Origin of the sequence: Eubacterium ventriosum, assembly GCF_025150745.1 — a bacterium.
GTDB classification, from domain to species: Bacteria; Bacillota; Clostridia; order Lachnospirales; family Lachnospiraceae; genus Eubacterium_G; species Eubacterium_G ventriosum.
Map to the genome: position 1 here is coordinate 996,743 of NZ_CP102282.1, position 18,468 is coordinate 1,015,210.

17 protein-coding genes and 2 pseudogenes are annotated in these 18,468 nt (G+C 34.3%); 16 read left to right on the plus strand and 3 right to left on the minus strand.

The features are described from left to right. Position 1 precedes the first annotated feature (1 nt). From NQ558_RS04560 to NQ558_RS04580, 5 genes and pseudogenes are all read left to right on the plus strand, one after another. The gene (locus NQ558_RS04560; protein WP_005363115.1) at positions 2 to 1,945 is read left to right on the plus strand and encodes an Ig-like domain-containing protein; all 1,944 of its coding nucleotides are present in this window, start codon (positions 2 to 4) and stop codon (positions 1,943 to 1,945) included. A gap of 22 nt (positions 1,946 to 1,967) precedes the next feature. Continuing rightward, positions 1,968 to 3,119, plus strand: coding sequence for a hypothetical protein (locus NQ558_RS04565; protein ID WP_005363114.1), 1,152 nt, complete (start codon positions 1,968 to 1,970; stop codon positions 3,117 to 3,119). Between the two features lie 163 nt (positions 3,120 to 3,282). After that, positions 3,283 to 3,906, plus strand: coding sequence for a hypothetical protein (locus NQ558_RS04570; protein WP_040447165.1), 624 nt, complete (start codon positions 3,283 to 3,285; stop codon positions 3,904 to 3,906). A 44-nt stretch (positions 3,907 to 3,950) separates the two neighbouring features. Further along, positions 3,951 to 4,439 carry a hypothetical protein gene (locus NQ558_RS04575; protein WP_040447163.1) on the plus strand — a complete coding sequence of 163 codons (489 nt, stop codon included), beginning with the start codon at positions 3,951 to 3,953 and terminating at the stop codon, positions 4,437 to 4,439. A 59-nt stretch (positions 4,440 to 4,498) separates the two neighbouring features. Continuing rightward, a pseudogene (locus NQ558_RS04580) lies at positions 4,499 to 5,200 on the plus strand (IS3 family transposase); the annotation flags it as partial. A gap of 47 nt (positions 5,201 to 5,247) precedes the next feature. Here NQ558_RS04580 and NQ558_RS04585 read toward each other — a convergent pair. The 3 genes from NQ558_RS04585 to NQ558_RS04595 form a co-directional block, all read right to left on the minus strand. Beyond that, positions 5,248 to 5,463: a hypothetical protein gene (locus tag NQ558_RS04585; protein WP_040447160.1), complete on the minus strand. Its 216-nt coding sequence runs from the start codon at positions 5,461 to 5,463 to the stop codon at positions 5,248 to 5,250. 133 nt (positions 5,464 to 5,596) lie between these two features. Further along, positions 5,597 to 5,929, minus strand: a complete 333-nt coding sequence (locus NQ558_RS04590; RefSeq protein WP_040447158.1) for a hypothetical protein — start codon at positions 5,927 to 5,929, stop codon at positions 5,597 to 5,599. Positions 5,930 to 5,955: 26 nt separating this feature from the next. After that, positions 5,956 to 6,666: a helix-turn-helix domain-containing protein gene (locus NQ558_RS04595; protein ID WP_005363104.1), complete on the minus strand. Its 711-nt coding sequence runs from the start codon at positions 6,664 to 6,666 to the stop codon at positions 5,956 to 5,958. 972 nt (positions 6,667 to 7,638) lie between these two features. Here NQ558_RS04595 and NQ558_RS04600 point away from each other — a divergent pair. The 11 genes and pseudogenes from NQ558_RS04600 (at position 7,639) to NQ558_RS04650 (ending at position 18,466) form a co-directional block, all read left to right on the plus strand. Further along, positions 7,639 to 8,655 (plus strand): DUF5688 family protein, encoded by a 1,017-nt coding sequence (locus NQ558_RS04600; protein ID WP_040447156.1) that lies wholly within the window; start codon positions 7,639 to 7,641, stop codon positions 8,653 to 8,655. Between the two features lie 102 nt (positions 8,656 to 8,757). After that, positions 8,758 to 9,294 carry a JAB domain-containing protein gene (locus NQ558_RS04605; protein ID WP_005363099.1) on the plus strand — a complete coding sequence of 179 codons (537 nt, stop codon included), beginning with the start codon at positions 8,758 to 8,760 and terminating at the stop codon, positions 9,292 to 9,294. A 107-nt stretch (positions 9,295 to 9,401) separates the two neighbouring features. Beyond that, positions 9,402 to 9,731 carry a plasmid mobilization protein gene (locus NQ558_RS04610; RefSeq protein WP_005359331.1) on the plus strand — a complete coding sequence of 110 codons (330 nt, stop codon included), beginning with the start codon at positions 9,402 to 9,404 and terminating at the stop codon, positions 9,729 to 9,731. Between the two features lie 13 nt (positions 9,732 to 9,744). Next, the gene (locus tag NQ558_RS04615) at positions 9,745 to 11,166 is read left to right on the plus strand and encodes a relaxase/mobilization nuclease domain-containing protein (RefSeq protein ID WP_198006745.1); all 1,422 of its coding nucleotides are present in this window, start codon (positions 9,745 to 9,747) and stop codon (positions 11,164 to 11,166) included. A 5-nt stretch (positions 11,167 to 11,171) separates the two neighbouring features. Continuing rightward, positions 11,172 to 11,501, plus strand: coding sequence for a hypothetical protein (locus tag NQ558_RS04620; RefSeq protein ID WP_040445922.1), 330 nt, complete (start codon positions 11,172 to 11,174; stop codon positions 11,499 to 11,501). A gap of 4 nt (positions 11,502 to 11,505) precedes the next feature. Next, positions 11,506 to 12,462, plus strand: a complete 957-nt coding sequence (locus NQ558_RS04625; protein WP_040445920.1) for a PcfB family protein — start codon at positions 11,506 to 11,508, stop codon at positions 12,460 to 12,462. Between the two features lie 2 nt (positions 12,463 to 12,464). Beyond that, positions 12,465 to 13,028 carry a type IV secretory system conjugative DNA transfer family protein gene (locus tag NQ558_RS04630; protein ID WP_005359295.1) on the plus strand — a complete coding sequence of 188 codons (564 nt, stop codon included), beginning with the start codon at positions 12,465 to 12,467 and terminating at the stop codon, positions 13,026 to 13,028. 683 nt (positions 13,029 to 13,711) lie between these two features. After that, positions 13,712 to 15,535, plus strand: coding sequence for a group II intron reverse transcriptase/maturase (gene ltrA / locus NQ558_RS04635; protein WP_005359293.1), 1,824 nt, complete (start codon positions 13,712 to 13,714; stop codon positions 15,533 to 15,535). Between the two features lie 115 nt (positions 15,536 to 15,650). Beyond that, positions 15,651 to 17,264: pseudogene (locus tag NQ558_RS04640) on the plus strand (VirD4-like conjugal transfer protein, CD1115 family); the annotation flags it as partial. A gap of 14 nt (positions 17,265 to 17,278) precedes the next feature. After that, on the plus strand, positions 17,279 to 17,608 hold the full coding sequence (locus NQ558_RS04645) for a hypothetical protein (RefSeq protein ID WP_005359289.1): 330 nt from the start codon (positions 17,279 to 17,281) through the stop codon (positions 17,606 to 17,608). A gap of 15 nt (positions 17,609 to 17,623) precedes the next feature. Next, on the plus strand, positions 17,624 to 18,466 hold the full coding sequence (locus NQ558_RS04650) for a VirB6/TrbL-like conjugal transfer protein, CD1112 family (RefSeq protein ID WP_005359281.1): 843 nt from the start codon (positions 17,624 to 17,626) through the stop codon (positions 18,464 to 18,466). The last annotated feature ends 2 nt before the right edge of the window (positions 18,467 to 18,468 follow it).

The following is an 18,468-nucleotide window of genomic DNA, read 5'->3' on the forward strand; positions in this document are numbered from 1 at the left end:
AATGAAGAAGAAAATTTTAATGATGGTGTTAATGCTGTTGCTTGTGACAACAATGATGCATTCGCCGGAGAAGGCAATTGCAGCCGAAGAAGGAAAGGTACAGATATGGAGCAATACCCATAATGAAAGAATAGAACACAGAAGCATTGCAGTTGGAGATTCAAATCCAAACTTTTCAATAAGGATAACTCCGGAAGGGACTGCATACGGCAATGCACTGTGGACAACAAATAATACTGCAACAGCGGAAGTTACCGGGGATGAAAGCGGAGCAACCGTTCAGGGAAAGGCTGAAGGTTCAACAAGGCTTAATCTGTCGGTGGACACAACAAAATACGGAAGACTAAGTTATGACTGCATCATATCAATATATACACCGATAAACGATGTGTCAGGAAAAATAAAAAAAGCCACAAAATTATATCGTGGTGCAGACAGCGATTCATGGGTAAGAACTGAAAAAGTAAGAATTGGACAGAGTTTCGTAATAAAAGGTTCATGTGGAGACTATTATTACATAACCATGCCGGATGATTATAAGTTTGATGATGAAAGAAAACAGAGAGAGGCATATGTTGCAAAATCCGATGTACACATTCCGGTCACATCAATAAAAGTAAGCAAAGACAACATTGTTATGAAAAAAAATGAAAGTGAGCATATACAAACGGAACTGTTGCCGGAGCTTGCATCAGACAGGACATACGTATACAAAACCACAAACGGAAACATTGCAATGGTGGATCAAAACGGAATGATAAAATCAACAGGAGAGGGATTTGCCGTGGTTTCATCAAACGCAACAACAGACGGTAAAACAGCAGAATGCAGGGTGTCAGTGTATTCACCAATTAATCCGGTTAATGGAACAACCATGGAACACGCAAGGCTGTATGAGGGTGCAGACACATCATGCAGAATAAGAAAAGACAATGCAGGGAAGAATGAAAAGCTTAAGGTGATTGGAAAATGCGGAAATTTTTACTATGTGGAAATGCAGGACAACCATTTTGGAGAAGGGGACAACAGGGCATTCATTTCCAAGTCAGACGTGTACATTCCGGTGGAAAGAATAGAATTAAGTGAGTCAAACTTAATACTTAACATAAATCAAAAAAAGAAAATAATGGTGAAAATATATCCGGAAATAGCAACGGACAAAAGTGTAAGATTTTATTCAAAGATGGGAAATGCGAAAGTTGATGTAGAAGGTATTGTTTCAGTGTCTAGGTTGGATGAAGATATAATATGGGCAGAAACAAAAAGTGGCATAACAACAAACGAATGCACAGTACAGGTTCTATCAGATAAAATAATTGAAAAACTTGATCCACAGGGAACGTTTAAGATATCATCATTAAAGACTGACCTGGACGGAAATCACGTCACATTTTCAAAATGTAAGGGGGCATCGGAATACATAGTGTTCAGAAAGGGAAGGAAAGGTGGCTGGAAGGACATCTACTACATATACAATAATGACTCAAAGAATCAAAGGCACGTCTTTGACATGGGAGCAAAACCGGGAGAGAAATACAGTTACAAGGTATTGGGATATTACAAGTACATAACGTATGAAAACGGAAGGCTGGTGACAAAGAGAATAAGCAAGGCGGTTGAATCTGGAAGCATAACAACAGGGGAACCCACACTTAACACAAAAATTGTCAGGAACAAAAAGAAAAAAATAAAATACATACAGCTTAACTGGAACAAAATGTCATATGATTATGGAGGAAAACATCAAAAGACAGAATATGAGCTGCAAAGAAAAGAAGGAAAAGGAAAAAGAAAAAAGATAAAGACATTTAATGAAAAAACGTTAAGCTATAAGGATAAAAACGTGAAAAAGAACAAGGAATACACATATTACCTGAGAGCATTTTACAAAACAGGAAAAAAGAATGAGTTTCCTGAAAAAAAGATAAAAATAAAAACAAAGTAAGAATAATGAAAGGAGAGTAGCAATGAAAAGAATAACAATAATGATGACAATGGCATTAATGGTCTGTTTGTGCCTGGGAATAAACGGTACGGAAGTAAAGGCAGAAAGCATGACACAACAGGTTTCTGCACCTAAAGGATTTCAGGGAACATCCACTAATGGAAAGATAAAGCTTAAGTGGAAAAAGAACGGTGATGCAAGTGGCTACATACTTTACAGAAACGGAAAGAAGATAAAAAAATTAAAGTCGACAACAACATCATATGTGGACAAAAAAGTAAAAATCAACAAAAAATATAAATATCAGATACTTACTTATAAGAAAACAGAAATTCAAACTGAAAAAAGTGCGAAAAGCTATAAAATAACAGTAGTTGCAACAGACAAGAAATCAAAAAAACTAAATGCTGCAAGATTTGTAAATATTAAAAGTAATTACAAGATTGGATGGGGCGAAACATTAAAATTAAAACCGGTAGCAAAGTATTCAAAAAAAATCAAAGGAAAGTATAAGAAAGGTAAAAAGGTATACAGCAAGAAGATTAAATGGAAATCCTCAAATCCACAGCTTGTAAAGGTTAACAAAAACGGAAAAATCACGGCGACATCAGAAAGAGTAATCGGAACAGCAAAGATAACAGCAAGAAGTCATAACGGAATAAGGAAGACCTTAAATGTAAGTGTGGTTAACTTTGCAAGGTTAGATAAGATACAAAATCTGGAAAAAGTAAAGGATGAAGGAATAAAAAAATTGTTAACAACACAAAAAGATGCAACATCTATAATAGCAGATTTCTTTCAAAATAATATACCAAATCAAGAGTTAGAATTGACATTAGGAATGAAGCAAGTGAAGACAGAAGATGGAGCGATAACACATGCTTGGAGCATAATCATAAACCCGGAAGAAGAAATAGAAAGTAATATGTATAATTACATTTTAAAATATTTATCTGATAATTATAGAACAAGCATAAAAATAACGAAAGATTATATACGTTTTCAAAAACGTCAATTATACACCTGGGGCTACGAACTTAACGATCTAGTTTATGTGTTTAACAACAAAAGTGCGTTAGACAATTATCAGTATGATAATGCGGTATATGACATCGTCAAAGTAGCAGACAGATGGTATTATGGAACAACCAATGCATACGGGCTGGCATATTAAAGAAGTACATTTTAATTAGAACTATTTCATTACACAGTTTTCTCTATAGTATTGATTTCAAAAAATATGCAGAGAAAACTGTGTGGGAAATATGAATGTAGGATTATGCCTATTGCAATAAATACAAGGGAAAATGAATCACTTAAAGAAGGAAGGTAAAACTATGAATCAAAGGAAGAAATGCTTATGCATAATTTCATTATTATTAATGGGATTACTTTTTGATATTCACATAGAAGCAACCAAAGTAAAGGCAGAAAACATGACACAACAGGTTTCTGCTCCTAAAGGATTTCAGGGAGCATCCACTAATGGAAAGATAAAGCTTAAGTGGAAAAAGAACAGTGATGCAAGTGGCTACATACTATATAGAAATGAAAAAAAGCTAAAGACATTAAAGTCAAAAAACACATCATATGTGGACAAAAAAGTAAAAATCAACAAAAAATATAAATATCAGATACTTTCTTATAAGAAAACAGAAACTCAAACTGCAAAAAGTGCAAAAAGCTACAAAGTAACAGTAGTTGCAACAGACAAGAAATCAAAAAAACTAAATGCTGCAAGATTTGTAAATATTAAAAGTAATTACAAGATTGGATGGGGCGAAACATTAAAATTAAAACCGGTAGCAAAGTATTCAAAAAAAATCAAAGGAAAGTATAAGAAAGGTAAAAAGGTATACAGCAAGAAGATTAAATGGAAATCCTCAAATCCACAGCTTGTAAAGGTTAACAAAAACGGAAAAATCACGGCGACATCAGAAAGGGTAATCGGAACAGGATAACAGCAAGAAGTCATAACGGAATAAGGAAGACCATAAATGTAAGTGTGGTTAACTTTTCAGGATTAGACAAGATACAAAATCTGAAAAAAGTTAAGGACAAAAACATTATAAAAATGTTAACTGATGAAAAGCAGGAGACATCTGATATCGCGGATTATTTTCAAAAGAACAAAGTCAATGAAGAAGTTGAATTAGAATTTGGACAAAGGAAGGTAAACACAGAAGATGGAGGAATAACATATGAAATATGTATAAAGATGAACTCAGAAATAAAAATAGAAACGGATATGTATAATGAAATATTAAAATGCATAGATGATAATTTTATTAAAATAAAAATAACACCTGAATATATTCGTTTTCAACATAATTATTTATACACCTGGGGTTACGAACTTAATGATCTAGTGTATGTGTTTAACAACAAAAGTGCGTTAGACAATTATCAGTATGATAATGCGGTATATGACATTGTTAAAGTAGCAGACAGATGGTATTATGGAACATCCAATGCTTATGGGCTGGCATATTAACTGGATATAGGGATGAATTAAGTCATATAAAAAACTAAGTGATTTTTGAAAAGATTACAGAAAATAAAGGTCGATATGGTTACAGACGAATTCACGCCCTACTTAAGCGTGAAAATATAATTGTCTCAGAAAAAGTTATTCGTAGGATTATGAAAGAAGAACAACTTGTAGTAAAAATCAAACGAACTCGTAAATATAATTCCTATCAAGGTGAAATATCTCCAGCAGTAGATAATCTAATTAACAGAAATTTTTCTGCATCTAAACCTAACGAAAAGTGGTTAACAGATATAACCGAGTTTGCAATTCCGGCAGGAAAGGTTTATTTATCGCCTATAGTAGATTGTTTTGATGGCTTACTTGTCAATTGGAATATAAGCACTTCTCCAGATGCATTACTTGTCAATTCTATGCTTGACGATGCAGCTAAATTACTATCTGTAGGAGAAAAACCAATCATACATTCAGACAGAGGCGTACACTACCGCTGGCCAGGCTGGATTTACAGGATTGAGAAAAATGGTTTCATACGATCAATGTCAAAGAAAGGCTGTTCACCTGATAATTCTGCCTGTGAGGGCGTATTTGGAAGAATTAAAAATGAGATGTTCTATAATGCAGATTGGTCTGGGGTAAACATCTCAGAATTTATTGGTATTTTAAATGATTATCTTTATTGGTATAATGAAAAAAGAATAAAAAAATCATTAGGATATTTGAGTCCTATAGAGTACAGACATAGACTTGGATTGGTCACTTAGATAGTCCAAGAAAATGTCCGCACCCTCGACTCGTTAAGTATAAAGATTTATTTTTTTGTTTTTCGTTGCTTAACGACAATATCGTCTCCGATTGCTTTTTTAGCAGTGAAATTTCCTACGTGGTCATCAAAAAATAAATCTTTTTCCCATACTTCTCCAGTTGTAATAGAGTAAATAGGGTATATTGTTATTGTTACAGGATATTTGTAAGTATTACTCCAACTTATACTAAATTTATTTGTTTTGGTAACGTTGTATCCCAACTGTGCGTTTAATATTTTTGATGTAACTCCACCAGAAGCAGAAAATGTGTTACTTATGCTAACACTTTCTGAAATTTTTACTTTTCCAGCAGGTCTTTTATATTGTCTTAAGACATTACTTTTATCTGTTTTTCTAGTTACTTTTTTTGTTTTTTATACAATAATCATCACCAAAATATAATGTTTGTATCATAGCATTTTCGTTAGGAACATCAATATGTCTGTATATTTCTATTATATCTGGATCGTATTTCAGTCCCATTGATTCTTGGTATTCTTTTATTTCCTGCTTATTTGTAATATGTATAGTTCCTTCCTGGGAAAATTGATTTGTTTTTGTAGCTATTTCAGCATTGCTAACTTTGTCATAAGTCAAATTATCTCCAAGTGTAGCTGCGGATGAATTAATAGAAATACATAATGTAGTAATCATACAAATTGTAATTAAGCTTAATAATTTCTTCATAGTGTTTTACCTCCTGTTATTTGTTATCAATCTTTAATTTCCCGAGAGAATAAAAGTATTGCACACGCGATATAAATAATTGATATAACGAGCTCTAAAAAATTCAGTGAAACAAAAGGTTTTGTATTTATTTCATATAATGATTTTATGCAAAATATCATAATCATTGCATATCCAATTAAGGTTAATAAGATATTTTTCTTGGATTTATTTTTCTTTTTAACAATAAAAAAAGAAAAAAATGTAAATGATAACATAAACAAAAGCAATGCTATATTAACAATTCCATACAAATCATAATAATCGATGAATCCTATAAAACCTGTATACCAGGTTCCAGATTCTGACTGTCTGGCAATGGGAGTTTGAAAAAATGTTGATATTAATTTTATTAGTATAAGGAAAATAATCGAAATAGCCATTCCAGATCCTGGCAATATGAATTTGAGATGCCTTTTGATTGCAGTGGCTTTTGTGCCTACATTTTCATTATTTGCAATCTTATTTTGTTCGTTGCTAAATTCCTCCTCAAATTGGTCTTCTTTATCATCATTCATAAGATAATCTAAAGAGCAATCAAAAAAATTGCTTATCTTTACTAAATTATTAATATCCGGTAGGGTTCCTAGTTCCCATTTTGAGATGGCTTGTCTGGATACACATAACTCAGAAGCTAGTTGCTCTTGCGATAAGTTATTATCCTTTCTTAATTTTTGCAATTTACTAGAAAACGTCATTATTTATATCTCCTCTCCTTCTTGTTTTTTGTATAGTACAATAACTCAAGCTACCAAATTGCTTAAAAAATTAAAAAGTGAGCCCCCCCTATCTCGCAATCTATAAATTTGGATATGAGTAAATGTACAGTTACAAATTTTAGTGAAAAAATGAAAATCCTCAACCATTTAAAGTTGGAACTTCCGCAACTCACAGTAGCATCTTGCCTATTTCAGGCGTTTCTCTTGTATTTTTCGTATGTAAATTCTATACATTTGCAATTTATAATATCATAAATATTAGGAGAGATTCAAATTATTTTGAATCATTTACCTTCGAGAGTATCTCTTAATTTTTTATCTGAAGTGTAAAAAATTAAAAATATTTTGCAAGAATTTCTGTATGTTGTAAAACAAGAGAAGATAGAGAAAGTAAGATTGTATATTGATTAGTGGCAAAAAAATAAACCAAATTGAAGATAATAAAAATAACTTAATGAAATAGCTAACTTATGTTATAATTCCCTCGTGGCAACACGAAATCAGAAGGATAATACAGATTATATAACATAGGTAGAAAAACGGCTGAAAGAACATTGAACTTAAACAAATATGCTTAAGCTATACTCTGTACACGCTGAGTCATAATCGTTAGAGCACAGTTCCTTTTCTTTTTCATATTCATTCAATAATTTAAACCACAATACGGTTTATTTTCCTAAATCCCATCCACGTTAGAATTCGACATAGACACACTGCAATAGTAAAATATAACCATAAAGTTTGAGACCAACAAACCTTAAAACTTTAAATCAAAAATAAATAAATGCCTTATTGAGAACAGTAGTTTAAGAAACTGACTGTTTTTCAATAAGGCATTTTTTATTGCAAAAATGGAGGTGTCTTATGAAAAGTGAAAGCATTTTAGTTGTTCCACCGTAGGAGTGAAACAGGGCCAATATTAGAATTATGAAATTTTTTAGGAGGACAAATATGAATTTAAATTACGAAGAATTTAAGGAAAAGATTAAGGAAGATATTAAGGATTACATGGATGAGAAGTACAAGGATTGTGGAGTTGTAATCAGAAAGGTTAATAAGACTAACCGTGAGGTTGATGGATTAAATTTTTATGATATTCCAGGATTAAAAAATGCCACACCAACATTATACGTAAACAACCTGTATGAAGAATACGAAAGAACAGTAAATTACGAAGATGTTGTAAGAATGGCAGCTGAAACAATGGAAAATGGAATTGAATCATTTAACAAGGAAATTAAGGCAGATTTTTTAGATACGTCAAGACTTAAGGATAACGTATTTTTTACATTAATAAATGCTGAACAGAACAGAGAGTTATTGAAGACTGTTCCACACAGAAAATTTGAAGACCTTGCAATTGTGTACAGATGGAATCTTGGAAATGATTCATTAGGAACATATACAAATCTTGTTAACAATGATTTAGCAGCAAAGGAAGGTCTTACAGAAAATGACTTATACAATGCAGCAAATAAGAACACAAAGGAATTATTCCCAGTGTCAATTAAGAACATGAATGAAGTCATTAGTGAAATTATATTTGGTGAAAGTGAATTGGGTGAAGAAATGCAGGAAGAATTCAATGAAGTAATGATGGAAACACCTAATGAACATTCAATGTATGTAATTACAAACGAAAGTAAATTGTATGGAGCAGCTTCAATTTTGTATGAAGAGCCACTACACGAATTAGCAGAAAAAATTGGAAGTGACCTGTATATTTTGCCATCAAGCATCCATGAAGTTATTGCCGTATCAGCAGATTTTGGTTTACCTGATGAATTGGCAGAAATGGTTTATGAAATCAATATGGACCAGGTAGACATTAATGACCGTCTTTCAAATCAGGTATATTGCTACGACAAGGATTTAAGAACATTAAGACTTGCAACAGACACAATAAATAAGAGTCTTGATGACGTTGACCGTGGAGCAATATCAAGTCCGGAAAGAGAGGGCAGATAGTCATAGAAGATTTTCAAAAAGAATTGGCAGAGAGGATAAAAAGTGAAGTTGCTAACTGCAGTTCGGATGAAGAGTTTTTCATTAAAGTTGAGGTGATTGCAGATGGAAAAGATAAATCAGGTATCAATTAGACTTGTAAAGGAACGACCGCTGCTATCAGAAGAACAACTTACATCCCCTGAAAAGGTGGCAATGGTAGTTGGAGATTACATAAGGGATATGGATCGTGAAGCTTTATGTGTAATCAATTTTAACAGTAAGCTTCAGCCATTGAATTTCAATCTGGTAAGCATTGGAGCAATAGATACTACAATTGCTTCGCCAAGAGAAATACTTAAGTCAGCAATATTGTCAAATGCAGCAAATATGATGATTTTACATAACCATCCATCCAACATTTTAGAACCATCAAAGGAAGACATCAGAACTACGGCAAAGCTAGTTGATATTTGCAATCTGGTGGGAATACCTCTTCTGGACCACATTATTGTTGGTCCAGATAAGGGGAGGTATTTCAGCTTAAGGGATAAGCAGTTGGTTGATTTTAGAAAAAGCAGTATATATTCAGACAAGTTAGAGTTCTTAAATTTTAAGAAAGATAAGGACATAAAAATAGCCGAGGAAGTAAAGGTTAGATAAATAAAAGGGGTTTGGGGATATGCCACAACAAGAATGCATTTGTATATACAAATGCGTATCTTGCAAAAGACATAGCCTACATTATTTTACAGAAGGAAGGTGGAGATATGAGTTCAGATAAAAGAGACATTACTAAGCTTATAAGATTCAATGACAGGGAATATAAGATAGTAATGGAAAATGCAAATGCCTGTAACATGAATTTCTCAGCCTATGTCAGATATGCAATTTCAAACATAAAGATGCCAAATCCTGATATGAGAAAACATATTCTTAAACTTATTAATGAGGTCAATCACATAGGTAATAACGTTAATCAGATTGTCCGCAATAATAACAGTGGTTTGTATATGGACAGTGATAAGACAAGGCTTATGGAGTACATGCGATTACTGAATCTTAAGGTGGGAGCTTTTATGGAAAAGTATGGCGATTAGCAGAATATTACACATGAATAGCCATCACTGTTCTAAAGGCTCACATCTGCAGGTGGCAATTGATTACGTCTTAAAGGATGAAAAGACCATGAATGGTCTGCTTACAGGAAGTGTTAACTGCATAAAAGAAAATGCCTATGAGTGTATGAAGGGGACAAAAAGACTTTATGGAAAAATGGACAAAAGACAGGGGTATCATCTCATCATTTCGTTTGAAGAAAATGAGTGTGGTGGAGATACAGCAATGAAGGTTATAGAAGAATTTGTTCACGAGTATCTGGAAAGCGATTACGAGGTAGTATATGCAGTTCATACCAATACAGACCACATTCATGGTCACATCATCTGGAACAGTGTGCGTTTCACAGACGGATATAAATATCATTACAAAAAAGGTGATTGGGAAAAAGACATTCAGCCAAGAATAGACAGAATATGTGAAAAGTACAATCTTTCAACACTGGATAAATCAATTAAAAAAACAGACAAAAGGGAATGGGATGTTTTAAAGAACGGGCCGTTTATATGGAATGAACAAATTAAACAGGACATAGAGGCGTGTGTTTTAAGAGCTTCAGATTATTCAATGTTTCTGCAAATGCTTGAAGCAGAAGGATATGAAATAAAGCAGGGGAAATATCTGGCAGTAAAACCGCCGGGAATGGAAAGATTCAGACGTACAAAGACGTTAGGACAGGGCTATGGAATTGATGAATTAAAAGAAAGAATTGTAAAGGAAAATCTTAATACTTATAGAAGTAATCAGATAGTAAGATCTCCAAGAGTCAGAAGGTTTAAGTCAAAAAAAGTAAGAAAAACGAGGATGACAGGATTGCAAAGACAGTATTTTAGGGAAATGTATCGTTTGGGAAAAATAAGAAAACAACCATACTCACAGGTATGGAAATACAGGAAGGATGTTAAGAAGTTTAAGTTATTACAAAAGCAGTATTTATTCCTTGCAAAGTATGACGTTACTGATGTGGAACAAATATCTGATGTGCAAAAAGATTTGAGAAAAAAGGTGTCAGTATTGCTTAAGGCAAAGAAGGTAATTGTTAATGAAATGGACAAACACCTTAAGGTATTTCAGGCAGTGGAGAATATAGATAAGGAAAAGAAAGCAACCATTTTCTATAAGATGGGTGATGACACATTTAAGGAATCAGAGCAGATTGTATCAGAAGCAAGGGCAACACTTAAAGAAGAGGGAGTGTCATTTGAGAAAGTAAAAAAATTAAAGGAATATTATACAGAACTTTTGCAGGCAAATGAAAAGGAAATAAAACAACTAAGAAAAGAAATTGGTGTAGGTTACAAAATCATAAAGGAAGTAAAAGTAAGGCAGGAGAAAAAAGAAATTGAGGAAAGAGCAATTAAAGAAGAAAAAAACAAACAGGAAGAACAGGAGAAAAAACATGTTAGAAGGAAGTGATTTATGTGGAACAGGCAAAGGAATTTAAAAGTGAATTTCAGATAGCCCAGAAGAATAGAAAAGAGAATATGAGAATTGAGAAAAACATCAGAAAAGGAGAACCGGTATCCCTGATTAAGAGATTGTTTTTCTCTAAAAAATACAATAATGATTTGGTGGAGAGATTGGCAGATGGAGATTTGACAATTGCACAGATGAAACAGATAAAAATTGCAATAAAAAATAAACTGTCTGAAAAACAGATTGATTCATTGATTAACTGTAAGAAAGATGAAAAGGCAATGGCAACAATAATAGACATAGCAATCATGCTTAACAATGGGCAGAGGAGGTGAGCATATGTCAGATGAAATTTCACAGGCAATACAGATAATAAGACTTGAATTTGATGGTTTGAGATTTGGAATGGACATAACAGGTGGAACAGTGAAGCAGGCAAAAAATCTGGCGGTGTTCATTTATGCACTGCTCACAAGAGAAAAGCTTCAGGGAAAGACATCATTGAAAAAGATGTTAAGTAAGGATGGTAGTTTGCAGATATTAAAAATCAGGGAAGAGGACATGAAGAAGTTTAAAAAACTTGCAAAGAAATATGGAATTCTTTATTCAAAACTTCCGGACATAAACAAGTCAGACGGAATGACAGAAGTTCTCTTTCACACAGAGGCAACACCAAGAATAAATACATTAATCGAAAAGTTAGGCAATGGAAGCATTGAGAACTTAATGGATTATGTAAGAAATGGTAAGGATGGAGATTTTGAAAAGGTTGTTGATTATCTTAAGAAAGAAAACATTTTAAAAGATACTCCCAGTGAAGTCGAACCAGAAAGAAAGGAACAGTTAGACAGGTATGCAGATGAACTTAAATACAATGCAATGATAAATGATCCTTCAAGAGTAGATATTACCATTTCAAGGAAACTTTATGAAGAGGAAAATCTTACATCCATAAAGACAAGGGTTCCTAATACATATGGTGACAATGTCAGATACTTATGGCTTGATAAGTCAGATGTTGTATCAATTAACGGTGGAAAGACTTTCTTCGCATATCTTAACAAGGACAAGGAATACGAACTTGTTGACAGAGACGGGCAGGTGGCAGAGAAACTTTCAGGTCAGAATTTACAGAAGCAGCATTATGACAGCGTGGATGTAACTGTTAAACACAGGGCATTACAGGAACAAAGAAGAGGTAAAAACGAAATGGAACAAAAATACAAAAAGGTTGGGACTCCGGGTCCCAAGGTCAGAAAAACAGAATCGGTTAAAGGAACTCCAAGGGGGCGATAGCCATGAACAGAAAGAATTCAATAGTAATTCCCTGTTTAATAATTGGAGAACTTTTTACCATTTATGTTTCATACGTTCTAAATGGCGTATGGAACACCAATGGCGATATAGTACTAATTCTTAATAAGTTTAATGCTGCAATAAAAAATCCATTCGGACATTACTACAATGCCAATACATTAAGAGCAGTAATCTATGGTTCGTTAATATACGGAATGGCAGTTTTAATGTATGTGACAAGCAGAAGAAATCTTATGCATGGCAAGGAATATGGTACTGCAAGATTTGCAGATATACGAATGGTTAATAAGGCACTTGCAGATAAGGATGAAAGCAAGAATAGAATATTAAGTAATAACGTGCGAATGAGCACTGATACCAGTGTTACCGGTTTGAATAACAACATGCTTGTAATCGGAGGCTCCGGTGCAGGAAAAACATTTTACATTGTAAAACCAAACATAATGCAGATGCTGCCAAAGGGATCCTTCATCGCAACCGATCCAAAGGGAGGTGCGAAACGTTCCATAGTGAAAAGCTATGGCACGATTGCAACTAATAATTGAATAAAAAATAGTAGTAAATCGGAGAACTAAACACACGATATGTCGAATGATGGAGTAACGTTCTGAAAGGCAACCCTAATCCTCCGACTTGCACCTAAGTTAGTAGAAACTAAAGTGTAAGAAGCTCGGTGAAGTCGGCAGAGAGATACCGAAACAGATTAGATGTCGAAAGCATTTCAGAGGTGAGATGTGTATCCTATATGCCGGGGGTCTATAAACTATCTATGGTGAGAATGAAGAGAGTTAAGCTCTTCTGACGAAACTTCGAATGTACGGGTCTATATCGGGACTATGTAGAAATGCATAGTGGCACAAATAGTGCCGTTACTGTGGGCGAGTAAGACTCCGCCTTTATGAAAGTCCATACATTGTTACAGGCAGTGTCAAGGTAACAGGCTCATAGAAGGAACCTAAGGATAGATGTAAAGATAGTGTGTTTGGAACGTTGGAAGCTGACAGCGTGGAGAATCTACTTTCTACGAAACGTATCAAACGGGAAAATCACAATAGTGATATAAGTGAGATTATGTCAGTGAAAGCGGAGGTATAGTACCGAAGAAACCGTGATAATAAGTGGTGGAGGGAAGACCTCTAGTCATACAGTTAAACAAATTAAAGTCGAATGGTATGGGTTCGAGTAAGACTAAGAGATGTAATCACTCCCAGATAGGAGGTTACAGACCATGCTAAAGAAAACCAAATTGAGATACAACGAATATTATGATATGCAAAGAGTATATGATTCATTGTATTCAGCAAGTAAAAACGGTAACAACTTTTATAAGTTACTGGAGATTATTGGTTCAGAAGAAAATATCAGGTTAGCATATAGAAACCTAAAGAGTAATAAAGGTAGTAATACCAAGGGAACTGATGGAAAGACAATAGACGATATTAAAGAACTAACAGATGAAACTGTGATTAATACAGTGAGAGAGATGTTAGCTGACTACAAACCTAAGTCTGTCAGAAGAGTGTACATTCCAAAACCAGGAAGTGACAAGAAAAGACCATTGGGTATTCCGTGTATATGGGACAGATTGGTTCAGCAGTGCATATTGCAGGTCCTTGAACCAATCTGTGAACCTAAGTTTCACAACCATTCATATGGTTTTAGACCAAACAGAGACACACATCACGCAATTAGTAGAACAGTTAGTATGATAAATATGTACAAGCATTACTACTGTGTTGATGTTGACATAAAAGGGTTTTTCGACAATGTCGACCACGGAAAACTTTTGAAACAGATATGGACACTTGGAATAAGAGACAAGCGTTTAATAAGTATCATAAGTAAGATACTTAAGTCAGAAATAAAGGGAGAAGGAATACCGACAAAAGGTACACCACAAGGTGGAATAATAAGTCCACTACTATCCCTAATAGTCTTAAATGAATTAGATTGGTGGATAAGTAATCAATGGGAAACATTCAAACCAAACAGAATGTCTAATGTTGAAGCATTTCGAACATATGCGAAGAAATACACCAATCTGAAAGATGGATTTCTAATAAGATATGCAGATGATTTCAAAATAATGTGTGGAAGTTATAACGAAGCACAGAGATGGTATCACGCAACAGTGGATTTCTTAAAAACAAGATTGAAATTGGACATAAGTGAAGAAAAACCAAAAGTCATAAATCTTAAGAAAAACTCATCAACATATTTAGGTTTTAAAATAAAAGTCGTTCCAAAGGGGAAGACCAGATATGGTTATATAGCAAAGACTGATATGAGTGACAAGGCAATTAAGAATGCAAAAAGCAATCTAAAAGCCAAAATAATTAACATTCGAAAAGACAACCCAACAGTGGCAATTAAAAACTATAATTCAGCCATTAGAGGAATACAAAATTATTATTGCATAGCAACAAATATTTACAACAATTTAACGGATGTGAATTACGCTCTCTTACCAACCATAAGAATACGTCTTAGAGACATTAGCAAAACAATTCCATTTAAGGAAACAGACATTAATTTTCAAAAACAAACAATGGGTATTCAGAAAGAAACAAAAATTGTAACCATAGGAGATATGTGTTTACTCCCATTAACGGGAGTTCACCATAGGAGTCCTATGAATTTCTCTCAGGAAATAAGTAATTATACTTCAAAAGGTCGAGAGAAAATACACAAGAATTTAATGCTTATTACACAAAGAGAATTTGAAGCCATAGCTAAAATGAGAGACCCAACAGAAACAATAGAATTTAATGACAATAGTTTATCAGCATATGTCATTCAGCAAGGAAATTGTTACATAACGGGTAAGAAGTTAGATGTTAGCCATATGAAGTGCATTAGAAAGAAACCTTTAAAAAAGAGGGGAACTAATAATCACGGAAATATAATCTTTATAAATTCAGATGTGTACAAGGCAATATTTACGAGAAAGATGGTTGAAGCCCAAGGTTTATTAAGAAAATTTAAGTTGAATGAAGAACAATGGAAAAAAGTTAATTATATAAGGCAAAATTATGATTACCAAAAGGTTTAGACAATAAATAATTTGCAAATGTATGATGGCACGCCGTATGAGGCGAAAGTCTCACGTACGGTGTAGAGCAGGGGAAAAGGTGGAGATAATATCAAATCCTTACCTATTGCTATAAATCGCAAGAGCCACGGCAAATATGTTAAAGAAAAACGGTTACAACGTGAAGGTTCTTAATCTGATAGACATGGCAAAGTCAGACGGCTATAACCCTTTCAGATACATACGAGAAGAAAATGATGTTGTAAAGCTGGTAACAAACATAATAAGCAATACAACACCAAAGGAAACAGCACCATCAGATCCTTTCTGGGAGAAATCTGAAAGTATGTTTTTACAGGCATTGTTTTATTATGTATGGCTTGAAATGCCACCAAACAGGAAGAACTTTCAATCAGTACTTGACTTACTTTCAGAAGCAGAAGTTGATGCAAAAGGCAATGATTCAAAACTTACAAAGAAGATGAAACAGCTTGCAAAGACAAGCAAGCTTAAGCAAAATCATCCTGCCTATAAGCAATACATGAAAGTAATAAGAGGTGCAGGAGATACGGTGCGTTCCATCATAATCAGTGCCAATTCAAGGCTTGCATTATTGGAAAATCCGCAGATACTTAGAATTCTGTCAAAAGATGACTTGCATTTAGAGGAACTGGGAATAGGTGTAAATGGTGACAAACATACAAGAACTGCATTGTTCTGTATTATTCCTGATTCAGACAAGTCTTACAACTTCATTGTAGGAATGCTTTATACACAACTCTTTCAGGAACTGTATTTTCAGGCAGATTTTAGGAATGGAGGTAAGTTACCAATTCAGGTAACTCTTATGATGGACGAATTCTCGAATGTTGCATTGCCTGATGACTTTTGTTCACTACTTTCAACAATGAGAAGTAGAAGAATAAGTTCAATAATAATCATTCAGAATCTGGCACAGATTAAGGCTTTGTTTAAGGATACATGGGAAACAATTACAGGTAACTGTGACACTCTTGTATACCTTGGCGGTAATGAAAAATCAACTCATCAATACATATCTGAAATGCTTGGTAAAAGTACCATTGACAAAAGGTCAACAGGAGAAACAAGAGGTGTACATGGTAGTGCTTCAAGAAACTATGATGTGCTTGGCAGGGAACTGATGACACCAGATGAAGTAAGAAATATGAGTAATAAAAAGTGTCTCATTTTCATTAAAGGCTTTAATCCAATATTTGATGATAAGTACATTCCGTTTAGACATAAGAATTTTTCACAGACAGAAGATGGTGGTGGAAAGGCTTATGTACATGATCCAAGTTTAAACCAAGAAAGTTTAAGACCGGTTAAACTTCTTAGCGAAAAACAGATAAATGACATCAAGGAATATAAAAAAGAAAATGAAGTTGTTCACATCATGGACATGTCATTAGAAGAAATAATGATGCTTGATGATACAAAAAGACTTTATTTTGAAAATTCAAATGAAAGTGAAAGTTCCGGTGATGAAGGTAGTGCAAAAACAATATCAAGAACAGATATTTTAGAAAATATGACAGAACAGGAACTTATGGATGAGATAACAAACCGAATGTGTATGATGGATTTTTCAAGAGAGCAGATTGAGGAAATAACAAAATCGCTTGATGCACACATGAAACTTTCAATACTTCTTAGTTATCTTTACCCAACAACTTCAGCAGAAGAAATGGCTAAGAAAAGAAACGAACATTTAAGTAAAAGAGATTAGCAAAGGAGAAAGAAATGAGAAAGATTATAAAGAAAATCAAAATGAAAAAAGAAAATATAATGGCTGTACTTTCAGGTGCAGTATTTATGACAGTAGTGGATGTAAACAATGTACTTGCCGCAGGAGATGCAAGTTCAGTTACAAAACCACTTGATAACTTAAAAACACTGGTGCTTGCAATCATCGGAGCAATCGGCGTAATCATTCTTGCAAAGAATGTAATGGAGTTTGCACAGGCATATCAGGCACAGGATTCATCGACAATGAACTCGGCACTTAAGGGAATTGTTGCAGGAGTAATGATGGCAGGCATTTCATCAGTACTTGGTATTTTGGGATTTTAAGGGAGGTAAGAGATTATGGACATATTTAGCTTAGGCGGTGTAATCCTTGATCTTTTGCAGACGGTTGTTGATTTCTGGAATGACAAGGTGTCTCTTGTTTTTGAACTGCTGGGGCAGTCCCCGGTAAGCTTCAAGAACGGAGGCCCTTGGGCAGTGGTGGCAAACCTTGAACCCATATTTGTGGCGGTTGGTTCATCACTGGTGGTTCTGTTCTTTGTAATTGGTTTCTGTTCGGAGAGCATTGACGTAAAGGAAGAGGTAAGATTTGAAACCATACTAAGGATGTTAATGAGAATAGGAATAGCAGAATGGCTTGTTGCAAACAACGTGACAATAATGAAGGCATTCTTTACATCAGCAGGAAATCTGGTGGGGCTCATGACACAGGGAACAACAACCAAACTAAAGATACCAGATGAACAGCAGACAATCATAAAGGACCTTGGATTCGGGGAAAGCCTTTTAATGATGATACTTGCAGTAATCATTGCACTTGTAATCATCTTCTGCGGTTTCATACTCATATACACCGTGTATTTCAGATTCTTAAAAATACTTGTGGTGGTGCCGTTTGGTGCACTTGCGTTTTCAACTGTAAGCGGAAACCGGATGGTAAGTCATTCGGCAGTAAGCTATGCAAAGTACTTTCTGTCAATAGTGCTGGAGGCAGTGACAATGGCACTTGCAATAATTGTATGCAATGCATTTTTGAATGCAGGACTGCCAACATTCACAAGCGATTACGCGGACTGGACAAAGGCACTGATGTACATGTGTGAACTTACATTCAGTGTGGCAATGACAGTCGGAGCAGTGAAGGGAGCACAGAGTCTTACAGGCAAGGCACTGGGATTATAGAA